This window comes from Castellaniella hirudinis, from assembly GCF_047468865.1.
Taxonomy (GTDB): domain Bacteria; phylum Pseudomonadota; class Gammaproteobacteria; order Burkholderiales; family Burkholderiaceae_B; genus Castellaniella; species Castellaniella hirudinis_A.
This window is the reverse complement of record NZ_JBLGTV010000004.1, coordinates 149,385-167,283: the sequence shown is the minus strand read 5'-3', so window position 1 is coordinate 167,283 and position 17,899 is coordinate 149,385. Positions and strand designations below refer to the sequence as shown.

Below are 17,899 nucleotides of genomic sequence, written 5' to 3'. Positions count from 1 at the left end.
GCCGCAGAGTGCAAGCCGCCGGCCCGTCCCGGCGGGCCGGCCGTCAGGACTTCCGCATCAGGGCATAGAAAAACCCGTCGCCCTGATCCGGGCCGCCCGGCAGGATCTGCCCGGGGGCGTCCTGCCGCCGGGCATCCGGGTGGCGCCGCAGAAAGGCCTGGATCTGTTGTTCGCCTTCCTGGGGGAAGATCGAGCAGGTGGCATACAGCAGATGGCCGCCCGGGGCCAGCAGGGGCCACAGGGCATCCACGATGCGGGCCTGCAGCGCTGCGGTGCGGGCCACGTCGTCGGCGCGGCGCAGCCAGCGGATGTCGGGATGGCGGCGCACCACCCCGGAGGCCGTGCAGGGCACGTCGGCCAGGATGGCGTCGAACGGCTGGCCGTCCCACCAGCCGGCCGGGTCGGCGGCGTCGGCGCAGCACAGCCGCACCGCGCTGCCGGCCGGACGCGACGGGCTGTCCGCCCCGGGCGTAGGCTGCGGCGGGCGTGGCGGGGTCGGCGGGCGGGGTTGCGGGGATGGCGCGGCGTCTGCCGCGGGCGTCAGGCGCAGGCGCCGCAGGTTGTCGGCCACGCGGGCCAGGCGCCGGGCATCGCTGTCCAGGGCGGTGAGCGACAGCGTGTGGCGCTCCAGCAGGTGGGCGGTCTTGCCGCCCGGGGCGGCGCAGGCGTCCAGCACGCGCATGCCGTCTTGCAGGGGCAGCAGTTCGCCCGCCCGTTGGGCGGACGCGTCCTGCACCGACCACCAGCCTTGCTCGAAGCCCGGGATGTCGCGCACGGGGCAGGCCCGCGCCAGGATCAGCCCCGCGCCGGCCACCGGCCGGGCGGCGATGCCCGCCTGCCGCAAGCGCGCCAGCAGGTCGTCGCGCGACAGCTGGCGCGTGTTGACGCGCAGCGTCAGCGGCGGGGGCTGGTCGGCGGCCTGCAGGATGGCTTGCCATTGCTGCGGCCAGGCCTGCCGCAGGGCGGCCACCCACCAGTCCGGGTGGTTCCAGCGGGCCAGCGGCTGGCTGAGGATTTGCCCGGACAGGGCGGCGCGTTCACGGCCATAGCGGCGCAGAACCGCGTTGACCAGCGCCTTGGCGGGCCGCGTCTTGCGATGGGACTGGGCCGCCTGCACCATCTGGTGAACCAGCGTGTGTGCTGTGTAGATCGGCGTGCCCGGGGCCGGGGCCGCGCCCTCGGCCTGCCGCAGGCTGGCTTCCAGCAGACTCAGGCCCAGCAGCAGCAGGGCTTCGGTCAGGCGATCCGGCGGGCGCCGGGGCGCCAGGATGGTGCGGGCTGTCTGGGCGAAACCCAGCTGGCGCATGGCATGAAAGGCCAGGGCCTGGGCGCCCGGGCGCAGGACGGCGGGGGCTTGTTCCAGCGTATCGGACAAGGAGCGCCCCGCCAGCACTCCCTGGATCGCCTGGGCGGCGGCCAGCAGTTGCTGCGACAGGGCGACTTCGCCGGGCCGGGAAGATGAGGAACCATGTGTCACGGGGGTCGTGTCCTGTGTCAACCGGGCGGCGGGTCAGCGTGTGCCGGATGGGGGGTCGTCGGGTTTGCGCGGGACGACCCTGGGCGGCGGCTTGCCGGCCGCCAGGGGCTGGGCGCGCTTGAACACCGTGACGGGCAGGTCGCCGAACACCCCGCGCCGCGCCGCCACCCGCCAGGCGTGGCCGTAGGCGACTTCCAGGCTCAGGTGGAGGGTGCCGTCGGCGTGGCGACGGCGTTCCAGAGCCTGGATCAGGCGCTTGCGCCAGTCGCGGCCCGCCAGCCCCGGGCGGCGCTGGTCGTGGGGATTGCCGCCCAGGGCCTGGACGTCCTGCAGCAGTTTGTCGGCGGTCTTGTAGGTCAGGGTGATGACTTCCTGATCCATGACGGGGTCGGCAAAACCCACTTGCAGCATCAGGTCGCCGAAATCGTGCATGTCCACGAATTCCATGGCTTGGGTCTCCAGGCCGGCCTCTTGAACCGCGTCGCGCAGTTCGCGCAGCGACCCCGGCCCCAGGCTGGAATACATGGCCAGGGCATCGTTGCGCAGGATGCGCCGCCATTCCTGCAGCACCAGATGGGGTTCGGGGTGCCAATGCAAGGCCAGGTTGGACCACACCAGATCCAGGCTTTCGTCGGGCAGGCCGGTGTCGGCCAGGTCGGCCTGCAGGAAATCGGGCTGGGGCGTGGGCTTGTTGCGCAGGCGGTGCCAGAACCCGGGTTTGCTGAGGTAGCGCGACCGCGCCGTGTCCAGCAGCGTGGCGCAGTGATCCTGGCCGGTGTAGTGCATGTCGGGGTATTGCGCGCGCAACGGATCCAGCGCGTGCGCCGCCCCGCACCCGGCGTCCAGGATGTCGTGCGGCTTGAGGCGGATATAGCTGAGGCGGCGCAGCATGCGCTGGGCGATTTCGCCGAACAGGAACTGCGGGGCATCCAGGGGCGCGCGCCGGGCGAACTGGCGCGCCACGGCGGCGGGGTCGATGGGGAGGCGGGGAAGCTGTGGCATAAACAGTCAAGACGGCGTCCGACGCGGCGCTTTCCGTGCTGAGATGGCGTCTGCGATGGACAAAGAAGAAGGTGACATTATGCGGCATCTCCCTGCTTGGCGCGACTGGCGGCGATGGATTCCGGCGGAATGCCCCGGCTGCGGCCGGCGCCAGCCCGGCCAGGGGCTGTGCGCCCATTGCCTGGGGCAACTGGCCTGGGATCGGGCCGTGCCCTATTGCCCGGTCTGCCGGCATCCTTTACGGGCCGGGGGGTGCCCCGATTGCCCTCCCGGGGGGCCGGCATACGATCGGGTCGTGGCGGCGTTTGCCTATGCCGGCCTGGGCCGCGATCTGCTTCAGGCCTATAAGACACGCCGGTGCCTGGCCCTGGCCCCGGTGCTGGCGGATCATCTGGCGGCGGCGGTGCGGCAGGCCGAGGCGTTGCAGCCGCCGCCCGACTGGATCGTGCCTGTGCCTGCCCGCCGCCAGGGCGTGCGGGCACGCGGTTTCAGCCCGGCGGCGGAACTGGCGCGGCTGCTGGCGGCGCGCCTGGGGGTGGTTTATGCGCTGGATCGCGTGCATCGGCGGCACGATGGCGCCCGGCAAGCGGGCTTGAACCGGGCGCAGCGCCTGCACGCCCCGCAGGGGGTGTATGCCTGCGGCCCGTCCGCTGCGCCTGCGCGGGGCGGCGGGCGGGCACCGGGGCCTTGGGCCGGCGCCCGCGTGGCGGTGGTGGACGATGTCCTGACCACGGGGGCCACCCTGCAGGCGGTGGCCCGCGTCCTGAAGGCCGCCGGCGTGGCGCATGTCCAGGGCTGGGTGCTGGCGCGCACTGTGTCCGGCCGGTTCTCGGACGCTCGGGCCGCCGCGCCGCCGGGGCCGGACGGCCGCGCTTTACAATGAACGCGCTTCCATCCACCGCGTGTGCGCCCATCATGTTTCATATTGTGCTTGTCGAACCCGAAATTCCGCCCAACACCGGCAATATCATCCGGCTGTCGGCCAACACGGGCGCGTTCCTGCACCTGGTGCGCCCCTTGGGCTTTCCCCTGGACGACGCCCGCATGCGCCGCGCCGGGCTGGATTATCACGAATGGGCCGACATGCGGGTGCATGATAGCCTGGATCAGGCCCTGGCGGCGATTGGCGGCGATCCCGTCCGGCGCTTTGCCTTGACGACCAAGGGTTCGGCGTTGATCGGGCAGTGCCCGTTGCAGCCTGGGGATGTGTTCGTGTTCGGTCGTGAAACGGCGGGTTTGTCGGCGGCGCAACTGGCCCTTTTCCCCCCGGCGCAGCGCCTGCGGCTGCCGATGCGGCCGCAGCAGCGCAGCCTGAATCTATCCAATGCGGTGGCGGTGACGGTGTTCGAGGCCTGGCGGCAGGCCGGCTACAGCGGGGGCATTTGATCCGGGGCAGCCGTCATTCGGGCCGGGCGTCGCGCGCCAGCAGGCTGGCCACGGCGTGGCGGGGGGATATCCCGTCGAACAGCACCTGGCAGACGGCCTGGGTGATGGGGAGATCCAGGCCGTGCTGTCGTCCCAGCGCCCAGGCCGCCTGGGCGCAGCGCACGCCTTCGGCTGTCATGCCGCCCGCCAAAATCGCTTCCAGCCGCTGCCCCTGGCCCAGGGCCAGCCCCACTTGGCGGTTGCGCGACAGATCGCCCGTGGCGGTCAGAACCAGGTCGCCCAGGCCGGTGAGGCCCATGAAGGTTTCGGCATGGCCGCCCAGGGCCACCCCCAGGCGCTGGATTTCCGCCAGGCCCCGGGTGATCAGGGCGGCCCGGGCGTTGGTGCCCAGCTGCAGGCCGTCGCTGATGCCGCAAGCGATGGCCATGACATTTTTCAGTGCGCCGCCCACTTCGACGCCGATGGTGTCGCGGGTGGTGTAGATGCGCGCCTGGCGCCCATGGAATGCGGCTTGCGCGGCGGCGCCGGTATCCGCCCAGGCGCTGGCCAGGCTCAGGGCCACCGGCAGCCCCTGGGCCACCTCGCGGGCGAAGGAAGGCCCCGACAGCACGCCGGTATGCAGCCAGGGCCGCTGCGCCAGCGCGCTGTCGACGATCTGATGCGGCCATTGCCGGGTATCCGGGCTGATGCCTTTGCAGGTCCACACCAGATGCACCGGCCCGGGCAGGGTCGCCGGCAGGCTGTCGGACAGGCGCTGGCAGAGATCGGCCAGGCCCGCCATGGGGACGCCCAGCACGATCAGGCGGATGGCCTGCGCCGGCCCCCAGGCCATGTGATCCAGGGCCTCGGTCCAGTCGGCGGTGGCCCGCAGGGTATCGGGCAGCGGGATGCCGGGCAGGTAGCGTGGATTTTGCCGGCTTTGCCGCACGGCCTGGGCGATGTCGGGATCGCGCGCCCACAGCAGGACATCGGCCTGGGGGCAGGCCAGGGCAGCCAGGGCGGTGCCCCAGCTGCCTGCGCCAAGCACGGACAGCCGGACGGACGGCATGGCGGCGTGCGTCAGTTGCGGGCGCCGGGGGGCAGGATCAGGCCGGAGTCCTCGCCCTCTTGGGCGGGCTGGCCGCCTTGCTGCTGCGCCAGGCGCTGTTCGTACAGGGCCTGGAAATTCATTTCGCTGAGATGCAGCGGGGGCAGGGACGTGCGGGTAATGGCGTCGGCCACGCTGGCGCGCAGGTACGGGTACAGCATGGTGGGGCAGACGATACCCAGTAGGGGGTCGAGCTGTTCGGCGGGGATGTTGGCGGCCTCGAAGATGCCGGCCTGGCTGAGTTCGACCAGGTACAGCACCTTGTCGCCGATGCGCGTGGTGACGGTGGCGGTGACGGTGGATTCGAACACGGTTTCGGCCAGTTGCTGCCCGCCGACCTGGATGGAGACTTCGACGGTGGGGCCTTCCTGCTCCAGGAAAATCGCCGGGGCATTGGGCATTTCCAGGGATAGGTCTTTGACGTAGGTGCGTTGCAGGCCGAAGCTGGGGGCCTGGCCGTTGCCGGATTGGTTTTCTTCAGACATGGAGGGTTCCGTGGGTAAGGGGTGGGTGGACGAAGGACGGATCAGGCCTGCAGCAGCGGCAGCAGGTCATTGGCGCGATCCAGGGCGGAAAGGTCGTCGTAGCCGCCGATGTGGCGCTCGTCGATGTAGATCTGGGGCACCGTGCGCCGCCCGGTGCGTTCCATCATGAGGGTGCGCTGGGCGGGGTCGCGGTCGACGTATATTTTATGGATATCCTGGACGCCGCGTTGTTTCAGCAGCATTTCGGCGCGGGTGCAGTAAGGGCACACGCTGGTGCAGTACATGGTGATCTGGGCCATGGGAAAGGGTCCTATCAGGATTTTTTGAGCGGCATGCCGCCTTCGGCCCAGGCTGCCAGGCCGCCATCCAGGCAGGATACCTGTTTGAAGCCATGTTTGCGCAGCTGGGTCAGGGCGCGGGCGCTGTCGCGCCCACGGGCGTCGACCAGCACGATGGGTTTGTCCTGGGGCAGGGTGCCGAGGTGGGATTCCAGCGTGTCCAGGGTGATGTTGCGCGCCTGGGGGATGTGACCGGTCTTGAATTGGTCGGCGGGGCGGATGTCGATGAACAGGCCCTGTTCGCGGTTGACCTGCTGCACGGCGTCGGCCACGGCCAGGCGGGGCACGGAACGCCCGCGCCCCAGGTTGGGCCACATCAGCATGGCGCCGGATGCCAGGGCGATCAGCAGGATCCAGAGGTTGTTCTCGCTAAGTAAAAAGTCCACGGGCGTTCCTGTAACAGAGGTCGGAAAGAGTTGTATGCTGGAGGATTATAAAATGGTCCGCAGTTTTCAACTTTGCAGGCGTTTTCATCATGCACAAACTGGTTCTCATGCGCCATGGCGAAAGCCAATGGAATCTCGAAAATCGCTTCACCGGCTGGACCGACGTCGATCTGACCGATACCGGCCGGGCGCAAGCCACGCAGGCGGGCCAGTTGCTGCGCCAGCAGGGCTATGTCTTCGACCAGGCGTTTTCCTCGGTGCTGAAGCGCGCCATCCGCACCCTGTGGCTGGCCCTGGACGCCCTGGATGCCATCCATACCCCGGTGCGCCTGGATTGGCGCCTGAACGAACGCCATTACGGCGCTTTGCAAGGCCTGAACAAGGCCGAAACCGCCGCCCGGTATGGCGAGGCCCAGGTGCTGCAGTGGCGCCGCGCCTACGACGTCGCGCCGGATCCCTTGTCGGCGGACGACCCGCGCCATCCCCGCTTCGATCCGCGCTATGGGCAGGTGCCGGCCGACCAGCTGCCGGCCACCGAATGCCTGCGCGATACGGTCTCGCGGGTGGTGCCGTACTGGGATGCGGCCATCGCCCCCGCGATCCGGTCGGGCCAGCGGGTGCTGGTGTCGGCCCATGGCAACAGCCTGCGGGCGCTGATCAAGCACCTGGACGGGATTTCCGACGCCGACATCATCGGCCTGAACATCCCCACGGGCCAGCCGCTGGTCTACGAGCTCGATGCCGACCTGCGGCCCCTGCGCCATTACTACCTGGGCGACCAGGATCAGATCCAGGCGGCCATGCAGGCGGTGGCCAATCAGGGCAAGGCGGTCTAGGCCAGGCGTCCTGTCTGGTCCATCCGGTGCTGTGGGTGGCTCTCCGTGCATAAGAAGGCGGTTGTTCGTGCATAAAATCCGCAAGCGGGGCGCTGCGCTGCGCCGTTTCGGCCTGGCGCTGGCGCTGGGCCCGGTGCTGTCCCTGGCGGCGCTGGGCGCCCGGGCGCAGCCCGACCTGCAGACGCGGCAATCCCAGGCGCAGCAAGACCGCGCGGCGTTGCGCCAGCAGATCGACGTGCTGCGCAAAAACATCGAATCCTCCGAATCGGCCCGCGCGGATGCCAGCGCCGCCCTGAAAGATTCCGAGCAGGCCATCTCCGAGATCAGCCGCCAGTTGCACGATCTGGATCAGCGGCGCCAGGCTTTGGATGTCACCCTGTTGCAGCTGCAGTCCTCGCAGCAGCAGCAGACGGTCGAATTCGATCGCCAGCGCCAGGCCCTGGCGGATCAATTGCGCGCCCAATATGCCAGCGGCCTGTCGCCCTGGACGGCCCTGCTGTCCGGGCGCGACCCGCAGGACATCGGGCGCGAACTGGCCTACCTGGCCTATGTCTCCCGGGCCCGCGCCGAGGCGCTGCAGTCTCTGCAGGCCACGGTCGACCGCCTGGCCGACTTGCAGCGGCAAACCGATCAAAGCCAGGCCGAACTCACGGCCTTGCAGGCCGAAACGTTGCGGCAGCAGCAGGCCCTGCGGGATCAGCAGGTTCAGCGCCGCCAGGTTTTGGCGGAGATCCAGACACGCTTGAACGATCAGCAGCGGCGGGCAAAGGATTTGAAGGCGCGCGATGCCCGTCTGGGGGGGCTGATCGACTCCCTGGAAAAGGAAATCGCCCGGGCCGAGGCCCGCCGCCAGGCCGCCTTGAAGGCCGAGGCCGAGCGTCGCGCCCGGGAACGCGCCGAGGCCGAGGCTGCGCGCCGCGCCCAGGCCGAGCAGGCGCGTCGCGCGGCGGCGGCAGCGGCAGAGCAGGCCGCCCGCGCCGCGCAGGCCGAAGCATCCCAGGCTGAAGCGTCCCAGGCCGAGGCCGCTCAGGCTGAAGCGTCGCGGGCCGCGGCTGCCGCCCAGGCCGAAGCCGCGCAAACGGCAGCATCTGAAGCCGAAACCGCCCAGGCCGCCCCGTCTGCGCGGGCGGACACGGCGCCCGATGGCGCGGCGGACGGAAAATCCTCGGGTGTCCGGGAGGCGTCGGCGGATCCGTCGCGCGCCGAGGACGACGACCCGGTCATGCCGGAACAAGGGTTTCCGGGGTTGAAAAAGGGCCTGCCCCGCCCTGTGGCGGGCGAGGCGCTGGGCCGTTTCGGCACCCAGCGGCCCGATGGCGGCCTGTGGCGCGGCGTCGTGTTGCGTAGCGCCGCAGGCACGCCGGTGCGGGTAGTGGCGCCGGGCCGGGTGGTCTATGCCGGCTGGCTGGCCGGTTTCGGTAATCTGCTGATCGTCGATCACGGGCGGCAGTACCTGAGCGTGTATGGCTACAACCAGGCGTTGCTGAAGCAGGTGGGCGATATCGTGCGCCGGGGAGACATTGTGGCGCAGGTGGGGGCCACCGGCGGGCAGGTCGATCCCGGCCTGTACTTCGAACTGCGCCATCAGGGGGCTCCGATCAATCCCCAACTATGGCTGCAGCCTTAATTTCTGTACTATGTTGGGTCTGGCGCGCTGTGATTCCGATGGCGGGCCTTATGGCGGCATGGTCGCACATTCAGTGACACGTTCAGGGATACGCATGGGCATCCGAAACAAAAAATCATTTGGCTGGATTATGGCGGGGTTTCTGGCCGGGGTCTTGGTCAGCCTGGGGATTACCGCAGCCGCCCAGAAGGCCGAGCCCCTGCCCCTGAAGGCCCTGCAGCAGTTCGCCAATGTGTACGGCGCCATCAAGTCCAGCTACGTCGAACCCGTTGCGGATCAGCAACTCATCGACGATGCCATCCGGGGGTTGTTCACCGACTTGGATCCGCACTCTCTGTACCTGGACGAAGAAGGCTACAAGCAGATGCAGGACATCACCCGGGGCGGTTTTGGCGGCCTGGGCATTGAAATCGGCACCCAGGACAACATGCCCAAGGTCATCGCCCCCATCGAAGACACGCCCGCGGCGCGGGCCGGCATCCTGACGGGCGATCTCATTACGCACATCGACGGCCAGCCCACCAAAGACCTGCCGCTTAACGAAGCGGTCAAGAAAATGCGCGGCGATCCCGGCACGCCGATCGACCTGACCATCCAGCGCGTGGGCAGCGCCAAGCCGCTGAAATTCCATATCGTGCGCGAAATCATCAAGACCCAAAGCGTGCGCGGTGAAATGCTGGCCCACGACATAGCCTATGTGCGGATCAGCCAGTTTCAGGAACGCACCACGGCCGACCTGATCAAGCTGCTGGCCGGGTTCGCCAAGAAACAGCCGCCCAAGGGCCTGATCCTGGATTTGCGCAACGACCCGGGGGGGCTGCTGAACGCCGCCATCGGGGTCACGTCCGTCTTTATCGAACCGGGCAAGCTGGTGGTGTCCACCAAGGGCCGCATCCCTTCGTCCAACGAAGAATTCTACGCCCGCTCCCCCAACCGTGATCACGGGGTCGAAACCAATACGGCGCTGCCCCCCTGGACGCGCACGGTGCCGATGGTCGTGCTGGTCAATATCGGCTCGGCATCGGCCTCGGAAATCGTGGCGGGGGCCTTGCAGGACTACAAGCGCGCCAAGATCATCGGCAACCGCACCTTTGGCAAGGGGTCGGTGCAGTCCTTGCTGCAGCTCAGTGAAGACACCGGCATCAAGCTCACGACGGCGCGCTACTACACGCCCAGCGGGCGCTCGATCCAGAACACCGGCGTGATGCCCGATTATCCGGTGGACGACAGCGCCGCCGGCAACCTGTTTCGCATGCAGCGCGAAGTCGACCTGCAGCACCATCTGGGCGGCCAGGCGGATGCCGCGCCGGCGGAAGCGGACGCCGACGACGACTTCGTCCAGGGCGAAATCAAGATGTTCAAATTCGGCGGGGACGACGACTGGCAACTGCGGCAGGCCATCAATGCCCTGCAGGGGCGGCCGATCCTGAAATCCGATCCCGCCCTGGTGCGCCAGGCGCGCGCCGAGGCGGCCGCCGGCCAGTCCGCCGAGGCTGAAAAAAAAACCTTGAATAAGGGCGATTACCCGGAATCGGTGGATCGCTACCGCATCACGCCCGAAGGCATGATCAAGGTTCAGTGATGCCGCCGCCGACCCTGGATGATGCGCGCTTGATGCGCTATGCCCGGCATATCCTGCTGGACGAGCTGGGCGTCGAGGGCCAGGAACGCCTGCTGGCCGCCCGGGTGCTGATCGTGGGCGCCGGCGGGCTGGGTTCGCCGGCGGCCTTGTACCTGGCGGCGGCGGGGGTGGGCCGGCTGGTGCTGGTCGACGACGATGTGGTCGAACTCAGCAACCTGCAGCGCCAGATCCTGCACACCACGGCCGGGCTGGGCCAGCCCAAGGCCGAGTCCGGGCGCCGGGCCCTGCTGGCCCTGAATCCCGACATCCAGGTGCGGGCGCGGGTCGAACGGCTGGACGAGGCCCGCCTGCGCGTGCTGGCCGCCGAGGCCGATCTGGTGCTGGACTGCTGCGATAACTTCGCCACCCGGCATGCCATCAATCGGGCGTGCGTGGCCACGCGCACGCCCCTCGTATCGGGGGCGGCCATCAAGTTCTCCGGCCAGGTCAGCGTGTACGATTTGCGCCGGGACGATTCCCCCTGCTATTACTGCCTGTTTCCCGAGGCCGACGACGTCGAGGAACTGCGCTGCGCCACCACGGGGGTACTGGGGCCGCTGCTGGGCATGGTGGGCAGCGTGCAGGCCACTGAGGCCATCAAGCTGCTTGCCGGCCTGGGCGACCCCCTGGTGGGACGCTTGCTGTCGGTGGATGCCTTGCGCATGCAATGGCACACCATCCGCTTCAAGCGAGATCCGGGCTGCCCGGTATGCGCCCGGCGCGCGCCTGCAGCAGCAGGGTGCTCAGGCGGTTGATCCGCGCGTCCACGTATAAATTGCGGCCATGCTGCCGGCGCGCGAAGGGCGACCCGGGATGGTACAGGTAGGCCGTGCGCATGCCCGATTGGCGGGCGGGTTTCAGGTTTGTCAGGGTGTCTTCGACCAGGATGATGCGCCCGGGGGGCACCCCGAGGCGGGCGATGATCTGCTGCATCAGCGCCCGCGACGGCTTGGGGCGGGGCAAGCCCATGGGCATCATGTGGTCGATGGCCCACAGGCCGTCGAATTCCTGGGCGATCCCCAGCGCCCGCAGCACCCGGCGGGCATAGTGCGCCGGGGCGTTGGTCAGCACGATGCGCCGGCCGGGCAGGCTGCGCAGGCGGGCTTTCAGCCCGGTTTCGGCATGTACCAGGGGGCGCACGTCGAAATCGTGGCAGGTGGCCAGGAATTGCTGCAAATTGACCCCGTGATGGCGGGCCAGGCCGATGGCCGTGGCGCCGTAGCGCTGCCAGTAGCGCCGCCGCAACTGGTCGGCCTGGTCGGCGGACACCCCCAGGGCCTGGGCCACGGCGGCCCCCATGCGCTGGTCGATCTGCCCGAAGATGCCGCGCGAGGCGTCGTGCAGGGTGTTGTCCAGGTCGAACAGCCAGACCGGATCCGCCGGGCCGATGGGCCGCCCCCGGCGCAGCGGGCCCAGGGGGCGCAAAGGGCTCATCAGTGCGAGCTGATCATGGTGCCGACGCCGCGATCCGTGAGGATTTCGAGCAGCAGGCAATGGGGGACGCGCCCGTCGATGACATGCACGGAATTGACGCCGTAGCGGGCCGCGTCCAGGGCGGAGGAGATTTTTGGCAGCATGCCGCCCGACAGGGTGCCGTCCTGAAACAGGGCGTCGATGGTCTGGGCCGACAGGCTGCGCAGCAATTGGCCGGATTTGTCCAGCACGCCCGGGGTGTTGGTGAGCATGACCAGTTTTTCGGCCCCCAGGACTTCGGCCATCTTGCCGGCCACCACATCGGCGTTGATGTTGTAGGCCTGGCCGTCCGTGCCATAGCCGATGGACGAGATGATCGGGATGAACTGGTCGTCCTGCAGGGCCTTGACCACGGCGGGCTCGATACGCTCGATGTCGCCCACGAAGCCGATGTCCAGGGTCTCGCCCGGGTGTTCGGGGTCGGGCATCAGTTTTTTTCGCGCCAGGATCATGCCGCCGTCCTTGCCGGTCAGGCCCACGGCCTTGCCGCCGGCTTCGTTGACCATCATGACGATGTCCTGCTGCACCTGGCCGCCCAGCACCCACTCGACGACTTCCATGGTCTCGGCGTCGGTGACGCGCATGCCCTGGATGAAGGTGCCTTCCTTGCCGATGCGCTTCAGGGCGCTGTTGATCTGCGGCCCGCCGCCGTGCACGACCACGGGGTTGAGGCCCACCAGTTTCAGCAGGACGACGTCGTGGGCGAACGTGCGCTGCAGGTGCTCGTCGGTCATGGCGTTGCCGCCGTATTTGATGACGACCGTCTTGCCGTGGAAGCGGCGAATGTACGGCAGGGCCTCGGACAGGACTTCGGCCTGGATGGAGGCCGACTGGGCCGGTGCGGTATCTGCGGGGTGGGTCATGAAGCCAGGGCCTTTTCTACTGTGGCCATGAAGGCCTGTTCGTCGTAGTTTCCGAGGTAGCGCTTGATGATGTTGCCGCGCTTGTCGATCAGGATTGCCGTGGGGGTCAGGCGGATGTCGCCGAAGGCCTTGGCGATGGTGCCCTGGGCGTCGATCACCACGGGAAATGGCAGCTGCCGGGACTCGGCGTAGTTCTTGACGTAGCTGGGCGGGTCGTATTCCATGGCCACGCCGATGGTGTCGAAACCCCGGGGTTTGAGGGCTTGGTAGTGGCGGATGGTGTCGGGCATCTGGGCGATGCAGGTGGTGCAGCTGGTGGCCCAGAACTTGACCAGCACGACCTTGCCGCGCAGGTCTTGGGTGGTGACGGTATGGCCGTTCAGGTCGGTGAAGGCGACATTGGGCGCCGCCTGGGCGGCCCCTTGGGTTTGCCAGAGCGCGACCGCCCCGCCCAGGGCGACGGCGGCGGCCAGGCCAAGAAAGATTTTTTTCATTGCACGGGCATGGGTTGCGCGCCCGCATTGCCGTCAGCCGAAGACGGCGGCGTGGCGCTGGAAGCACTGGGTTCGATCACGGGGGCCGGCTTGCCCTCGTCGGTGATGAGGCTTTCCCGCGAAACGATCTGGAACAATTTTACAACCTGGTTGACGCCATTGACGCTGGCCGCGGCGCCGGCGGCCAGGTCGCCTTCGGTGGCGGTGACCTTGCCCATCAAGTAGACCACCCCCCGGTGCGTGGTGAGTTTGATGGTGCGAAACGGCACGTTTTTGGTGCCGATCAGCTGGCTCTTGACCTTGGAGGTGATCCAGGTGTCGTTGGTGCGGGCGCTCAGGGGGGTGAGCGGGCCCACGCGCAGATAGTTGTCCACGCTGGTGACCTGGGGCGTGACCCGGGCCAGGTCGGCCGCCTTCTGGCGGTCGGCGTCGGTGGCCACGTCGCCCGCCAGCAGCAGCCTGCCCGCATAGGACATGGCCGTGATGTTGGCGGTGTCGCCGAAGGCCTTGGTCATGTCGTTGGCCACCCGGAGCTCGATGGTCTGGTCGTCGACCTGTTCGCCGGTGGTGCGGCGATCCGTCGCCACCGAGGCGGTGGTGGCGGCGGCGCCGCCGACCAGCAGGACGCCGCAGCCCGGCAGGGCCAGCAGGCAGGCCAGGGCGAGCAGGATGCGGGACAGAGGGCGCAGGGACAAAGGCATCATCAGAGGGGGTCTCCGAGGAGCAGGGCGTCGATGCCGTCGCACAGGGCGTGCAGCAGCAGGATGTGGACTTCCTGGATGCGCATGGTGCGATCGTGCGGGACGCACAGGTGAATATCGGTTTCGTACAGCAGCGTGTTGACCTGGCCGCCGCCCTTGCCGGTCAGGGCGATGACCTGCATTTCGCGGTCGTGGGCGGCTTCGATGGCCTTGATGACGTTGGGCGAATTGCCGCTGGTGGAAATGGCCACCAGAACATCGCCGGGCTGGCCCAGGGCGTTGACCTGGCGCTCGAAGACGGCGGAGAAGCTGTAGTCGTTGCCCACGGCCGTCATGATGGAGGTGTCGGTATTCAGGGCGATGCCGGCCAGGGGCAGGCGGTCGCGCTCGAAGCGGCCGACGAGTTCGGCCACGAAATGCTGGGCGTCGGCCGCCGAGCCCCCGTTGCCGCAGGCCAGGATGCGGGCGTTGTTGGTCAAGGCGCCGAACAGCAGTTCGGCACCGGCCGCGAGGGCGGGGGCGAGCTCGCGGGCGCTGGCTTTGAAGGTGTCAATGGCATCGTCGAAGTGCGATGTCATTCGAGAGGTCATGTCCATGCCTGAATTATCGCATGACTGGGCCGCTGTAACGTAAGCAGGCGTGTGCCGTCAGGGGCGTGTGCTGTCAGCGGGCGTGTGCCGCGCCGCGTGGCCCGCCGCGTGGCCCGCTGCCGGCATCAGGTGCGGAACGCATCGGCGATCCACTGGATTTCGCCCGCCTGCAGGCCGATGACGTCGAAGCGGCAAGGGGGAATGCGCCCGGCGAAATGGTGGCGGGCGATGAAGGGCAGGAAATATTGCGCCGCCCGGATCAGGCGGGCCTGCTTGGTCCGGTTTACACTGGCGACGGCCCCGCCATAGCGCATGTGCCGGCGCTGGCGCACTTCGATGAACAGCAGCGTGTCCCGCCAGCGGGCCACGATGTCGATTTCGCCCGCCCGGCAATGCAGGTTGCGGGCCAGGATCCGCGCCCCGTGGCTTTCCAGGTGGGCGCAGGCCCGGGTTTCGGCGGCATGCCCCTGGCGCTGGCTGGGTGAGCCCGGGGCCAGCGGCTGTCCCGCGTGGCGGCGCGATTGGCGTGCCGTCGCCTGCCGGCCGCCGCGCCGGCGACGGTCGTGGGCCTGCGCCTGGGCCGCCTGGGCGCGGTCGTAGGCCGTGTCTTGGGGGGTGGTCGCCATCGGGCTTGGCTTCTATTCGATGAAAAGGATTTCAGTATGACGCACGCGCCGTTGGATGACAGCGCACTGACGTGGAAACGTCACGCGGACCTGGTGGCGGGGCAGCATTGGCCTGAAGCCAGCCTGTACGTGGTGGCCACGCCGATCGGCAATCTGGGGGATCTCAGCCTGCGCGCCTGGGAGGCCCTGCGCCGCTGCGCGGCGATTGCCGCGGAAGACACGCGCACGACCCGTTTGCTGCTGGACGCGTGGGGCATTTCCACGCCGCTGCTGGCGGCGCACCGCCACAACGAGCAGCAGGCCGCCGACCTGATTGTCCAGCGCCTGGCCGCGGGGGAGCGCATCGCCCTGGTGTCCGATGCGGGCGCGCCCGCCGTCAGCGACCCGGGGGCGCGCATCGTGCGCCAGGTGCGGGCCGCGGGCTATCGGGTCGTGCCCTTGCCCGGGCCCAGCGCGGTGGTGGCCGCCTTGATGGCCAGCGGGGCCACACGCGATGACGAGCCTGGTTTCGTTTTTGCGGGGTTTCTGCCCGCCAAGACGCAGGCTCGGCGCAAATGGCTGTCCCGCTGGCTGGATTGGCCCATTCCCGTGGTGCTGTTCGAAACGCCGCACCGCTTGCGGGCGGCCCTGGCCGATCTGCTGGATTTGGCGGGGCCGGGCCGGACGTTGACCCTGGCCCGGGAACTCAGCAAGCGCTTCGAGGAAATCCACACCCTGCCGCTGGGCGAGGTGGCCGGCTGGCTGGCCCAGGATGCCCATCGCACCCAGGGCGAATTTGTCCTGATCCTGCATGCGGCCCCCGCCGCCGAGGCGGCGGATACGCTGTCCGCGGATCAGGTGCGGGTGATGCGCGCCCTGCTGGCGGAACTGTCCGTGCGCGATGCCGCCCGGATCGGCGCCGCCGCGACGGGCGTGCCGCGCGACCGCCTGTATCAATGGGCCCTGGACGCCGCGCCGCCGGCGAACGGGTGACGCCCGCCCCCCGCGAGGGGGCCGAACCGGGCTTGTCGCCGCCGCGCTGCGGCGTCCGTTCAAAGCCCCTGGATCAGGGCGATGATGGGGTGATAGCCCACGCTGGCCGATACGCTGCCCGCAACCTGGTTGGCGTGCTCTCTGGATGCGAAAGGCCCCAGCAAGACCTTGTGCAAGGGGGGCTGGAAGCTGACCACCGCCTGGCCCAGGCTGTCGTCCATTTGCAGGTTGATGCGCTGGGCCAGCGCCTGGGCGTTGTCGGCCGAGGAAAACGCGCCGAACTGCAGGTAGATGCCGTTGCCGGCCAGCGCGTGGCCGGCAACGGCCCTCGCCGGCGCGCTGTCGGTCATGGTCTGCTGGATGGCATCGGCTGCCGGCACCGGGAGGGCGGCGGGCGCCGCCGCCAGCAGGGCGTTGGTGGCGGGCGGCAGTGGCGGCGGTGGTGGTGGCGGCGCGCTGACGGCCGTGCGGGTGGCCGGCGCGCCCGAGGCCCCCGGATCGCGCCCCGCCAGGATGTCGGCATTGGTGATGGCTTGCACGATCACCCGGCCGCTGCCCGGGCCGATCAGGCCCAGCTTGGCCGCGGCGACATAGGACAGGTCGATGATGCGGCCCGGGTGGAACGGGCCGCGGTCGTTGATGCGCACCGTGATGGAACGCCCGTTGGCCTGGCTGGTGACGCGCGCGTAACTGGGCAGCGGCAGGGTAGGATGGGCGGCGGTCATGGCGTACATGTCGTAGGTTTCGCCATTGGCGGTCTTGGCGCCGTGGAACTTGCGCCCATACCAGGAGGCGATGCCTTCCTGGCGGTAAGCCTGGTTTTCCGCAATGGGGAAATAGCGCACCCCGAAGACGTCGTAGGGTCTGAAGTTGGCCGGGGCGTGGCGTTCGATGCGGGGGCGGGCGTCGGGGATGGCGGCGATGTCCGGGGGGATGCGGCTGCCCGGGCCGTCGTCTTTGTAGTAGCCGCCGGAGCGGGACGCACAGCCCGCCAGAATCAGCATCAGTACGCACAACAAGCCCAGCAGGGCATGGCGTTTCGGCGTGATGGGCGGTGTCATGGGCCGGGCCTGTGCAGCAGGGGGTTGCGGTGGCGCACCAGCAAGGGCGAATGATCCGCGAAGCGGCTGGCCAGCTGCTCGGTGACGTATACCGAGCGGTGCTGCCCGCCCGTGCAGCCAATGGCGATGGTCAGGTAATTGCGGGTGTCCTGCATGTACAGCGGCAGCCATTTGCGGATAAAGCCGCTGATGTCCTGGATCATGGCCTCGACGCTGCCGAACTGGGCCAGCCAGGCGGCCACGGGGGCATCGCGTCCGGTCAGGGGGCGCAACTGGGGGTCGTAGTGCGGATTGGGCAGGCAGCGGACGTCGAAGACCAGGTCTGCGTCGTGCGGCACGCCGCGCTTGTAGGCAAAGGATTCGAAGGTCAGGATGACGGAGGCCCGGCTGGCCTGCACCAGGTCGCGCACCCAGCTGCGCAGCTGGCCCGGGGTCAGGTCGGATGTGTCGATGACGTGTTCCTGGTTGCGCAGAGGGGACAGCAGTTCGCGTTCGCGGGCGATGCAGTCCTGCAGAGAGGCGGCGTGGCCTTCGGCCTGCAGGCGGTCGGTCAGGGGGTGGCGGCGGCGGGATTCGGAATAGCGCTGCATCAGCGTGTGGTCGTCGGCATCCAGGAAAATGACGTGCAGGGCGATGCCCATGGCCCGCAGGCTGGTCAGGATGCCGGGCAGGTCGTCCAGGTCGCCGGGCGTGCGCACGTCGATGGCGACGGCGACGCGTTCGAGGCCGTTTTCCCGGGTGTTGGCGATGAATTCGTGGAGAAACCGGGCGGGCAGGTTGTCGATGCAGGTGTAGCCGGTGTCTTCCAGCATGCGCAGGGCGACGGATTTTCCCGACCCGGAGATGCCGGTGATGAGCACAATGTTCAGCATGA

21 protein-coding genes are annotated in these 17,899 nt (G+C 68.9%); 7 read left to right on the top strand and 14 right to left on the bottom strand.

From position 1 onward, the window contains the following. Window positions 1-43: 43 nt before the first annotated feature. On the bottom strand, window positions 44-1,477 hold the full coding sequence (gene rsmB / locus ACMHYJ_RS07770) for a 16S rRNA (cytosine(967)-C(5))-methyltransferase (RefSeq protein WP_414245645.1): 1,434 nt from the start codon (window positions 1,475-1,477) through the stop codon (window positions 44-46). A 33-nt stretch (window positions 1,478-1,510) separates the two neighbouring features. Next, entirely contained in the window at window positions 1,511-2,479 is a 969-nt protein-coding gene (locus ACMHYJ_RS07765; RefSeq protein WP_414245644.1) for a methyltransferase domain-containing protein, read from the bottom strand. Window positions 2,480-2,558: 79 nt separating this feature from the next. Between ACMHYJ_RS07765 and ACMHYJ_RS07760 the strand changes: the two genes are divergently transcribed. Together ACMHYJ_RS07760 and ACMHYJ_RS07755 are read left to right on the top strand one after the other, a co-directional pair. Beyond that, complete coding sequence (locus tag ACMHYJ_RS07760; RefSeq protein ID WP_414245643.1) at window positions 2,559-3,362, top strand: ComF family protein; 804 nt, start codon at window positions 2,559-2,561, stop codon at window positions 3,360-3,362. A gap of 32 nt (window positions 3,363-3,394) precedes the next feature. Further along, window positions 3,395-3,865, top strand: coding sequence for a tRNA (cytidine(34)-2'-O)-methyltransferase (locus ACMHYJ_RS07755; protein WP_414245642.1), 471 nt, complete (start codon window positions 3,395-3,397; stop codon window positions 3,863-3,865). A 13-nt stretch (window positions 3,866-3,878) separates the two neighbouring features. Here the strand turns inward: ACMHYJ_RS07755 and ACMHYJ_RS07750 are convergent, their stop codons facing one another. The 4 genes from ACMHYJ_RS07750 to ACMHYJ_RS07735 are packed head-to-tail and all read right to left on the bottom strand — an operon-like array spanning window position 3,879 to window position 6,161. Beyond that, window positions 3,879-4,928, bottom strand: coding sequence for an NAD(P)H-dependent glycerol-3-phosphate dehydrogenase (locus ACMHYJ_RS07750; RefSeq protein WP_414245699.1), 1,050 nt, complete (start codon window positions 4,926-4,928; stop codon window positions 3,879-3,881). Then, complete coding sequence (gene secB / locus ACMHYJ_RS07745; RefSeq protein ID WP_414245641.1) at window positions 4,925-5,437, bottom strand: protein-export chaperone SecB; 513 nt, start codon at window positions 5,435-5,437, stop codon at window positions 4,925-4,927. Before secB ends, ACMHYJ_RS07750 begins: the two co-directional genes overlap by 4 nt. Window positions 5,438-5,478: 41 nt before the next feature. After that, entirely contained in the window at window positions 5,479-5,736 is a 258-nt protein-coding gene (gene grxC, locus ACMHYJ_RS07740) for a glutaredoxin 3 (protein ID WP_414245640.1), read from the bottom strand. Between the two features lie 14 nt (window positions 5,737-5,750). Further along, the gene (locus tag ACMHYJ_RS07735; RefSeq protein ID WP_414245639.1) at window positions 5,751-6,161 is read right to left on the bottom strand and encodes a rhodanese-like domain-containing protein; all 411 of its coding nucleotides are present in this window, start codon (window positions 6,159-6,161) and stop codon (window positions 5,751-5,753) included. Window positions 6,162-6,250: 89 nt separating this feature from the next. Between ACMHYJ_RS07735 and gpmA the strand changes: the two genes are divergently transcribed. The 4 genes from gpmA (at window position 6,251) to ACMHYJ_RS07715 (ending at window position 11,000) form a co-directional block, all read left to right on the top strand. Beyond that, a complete protein-coding gene (gene gpmA / locus ACMHYJ_RS07730) occupies window positions 6,251-6,997 on the top strand; it encodes a 2,3-diphosphoglycerate-dependent phosphoglycerate mutase (protein ID WP_414245638.1) in 747 nt (248 codons plus the stop codon). Window positions 6,998-7,064: 67 nt separating this feature from the next. Continuing rightward, on the top strand, window positions 7,065-8,624 hold the full coding sequence (locus ACMHYJ_RS07725; protein WP_414245637.1) for a murein hydrolase activator EnvC family protein: 1,560 nt from the start codon (window positions 7,065-7,067) through the stop codon (window positions 8,622-8,624). A gap of 94 nt (window positions 8,625-8,718) precedes the next feature. Further along, window positions 8,719-10,206, top strand: a complete 1,488-nt coding sequence (locus ACMHYJ_RS07720) for a S41 family peptidase (RefSeq protein ID WP_414245636.1) — start codon at window positions 8,719-8,721, stop codon at window positions 10,204-10,206. 14 nt (window positions 10,207-10,220) lie between these two features. Further along, window positions 10,221-11,000: a HesA/MoeB/ThiF family protein gene (locus tag ACMHYJ_RS07715; RefSeq protein ID WP_414245698.1), complete on the top strand. Its 780-nt coding sequence runs from the start codon at window positions 10,221-10,223 to the stop codon at window positions 10,998-11,000. Here ACMHYJ_RS07715 and ACMHYJ_RS07710 read toward each other — a convergent pair. From ACMHYJ_RS07710 to ACMHYJ_RS07685, 6 genes are all read right to left on the bottom strand, one after another. Then, on the bottom strand, window positions 10,930-11,679 hold the full coding sequence (locus tag ACMHYJ_RS07710; RefSeq protein WP_414245635.1) for a pyrimidine 5'-nucleotidase: 750 nt from the start codon (window positions 11,677-11,679) through the stop codon (window positions 10,930-10,932). The two genes, ACMHYJ_RS07715 and ACMHYJ_RS07710, sit on opposite strands and share 71 nt — an antisense overlap. Next, window positions 11,679-12,581 carry an acetylglutamate kinase gene (argB, locus tag ACMHYJ_RS07705; protein ID WP_414245634.1) on the bottom strand — a complete coding sequence of 301 codons (903 nt, stop codon included), beginning with the start codon at window positions 12,579-12,581 and terminating at the stop codon, window positions 11,679-11,681. The genes ACMHYJ_RS07710 and argB overlap by 1 nt, the downstream gene beginning before the upstream one ends. Beyond that, window positions 12,578-13,075: a peroxiredoxin family protein gene (locus ACMHYJ_RS07700; RefSeq protein WP_414245633.1), complete on the bottom strand. Its 498-nt coding sequence runs from the start codon at window positions 13,073-13,075 to the stop codon at window positions 12,578-12,580. The genes argB and ACMHYJ_RS07700 overlap by 4 nt, the downstream gene beginning before the upstream one ends. After that, entirely contained in the window at window positions 13,072-13,779 is a 708-nt protein-coding gene (locus tag ACMHYJ_RS07695; protein WP_414245632.1) for a BON domain-containing protein, read from the bottom strand. Before ACMHYJ_RS07695 ends, ACMHYJ_RS07700 begins: the two co-directional genes overlap by 4 nt. Then, a complete protein-coding gene (locus ACMHYJ_RS07690; RefSeq protein WP_414245631.1) occupies window positions 13,779-14,372 on the bottom strand; it encodes a phosphoheptose isomerase in 594 nt (197 codons plus the stop codon). The genes ACMHYJ_RS07695 and ACMHYJ_RS07690 overlap by 1 nt, the downstream gene beginning before the upstream one ends. A gap of 119 nt (window positions 14,373-14,491) precedes the next feature. After that, on the bottom strand, window positions 14,492-14,992 hold the full coding sequence (locus ACMHYJ_RS07685; protein ID WP_414245630.1) for a YraN family protein: 501 nt from the start codon (window positions 14,990-14,992) through the stop codon (window positions 14,492-14,494). A 36-nt stretch (window positions 14,993-15,028) separates the two neighbouring features. On the opposite strand from ACMHYJ_RS07685, the gene rsmI reads away from it, so the two are divergent. Then, window positions 15,029-15,964 (top strand): 16S rRNA (cytidine(1402)-2'-O)-methyltransferase, encoded by a 936-nt coding sequence (gene rsmI / locus ACMHYJ_RS07680; protein ID WP_414245629.1) that lies wholly within the window; start codon window positions 15,029-15,031, stop codon window positions 15,962-15,964. A gap of 59 nt (window positions 15,965-16,023) precedes the next feature. On the opposite strand, the gene ACMHYJ_RS07675 is transcribed toward rsmI, so the two are convergent. Both ACMHYJ_RS07675 and rapZ read right to left on the bottom strand, forming a co-directional pair. Beyond that, window positions 16,024-17,025, bottom strand: coding sequence for a septal ring lytic transglycosylase RlpA family protein (locus ACMHYJ_RS07675; RefSeq protein WP_414245628.1), 1,002 nt, complete (start codon window positions 17,023-17,025; stop codon window positions 16,024-16,026). After that, window positions 17,022-17,897 (bottom strand): RNase adapter RapZ, encoded by an 876-nt coding sequence (rapZ, locus tag ACMHYJ_RS07670; protein WP_414245627.1) that lies wholly within the window; start codon window positions 17,895-17,897, stop codon window positions 17,022-17,024. The genes ACMHYJ_RS07675 and rapZ overlap by 4 nt, the downstream gene beginning before the upstream one ends. Between the last annotated feature and the right edge of the window lie 2 nt (window positions 17,898-17,899).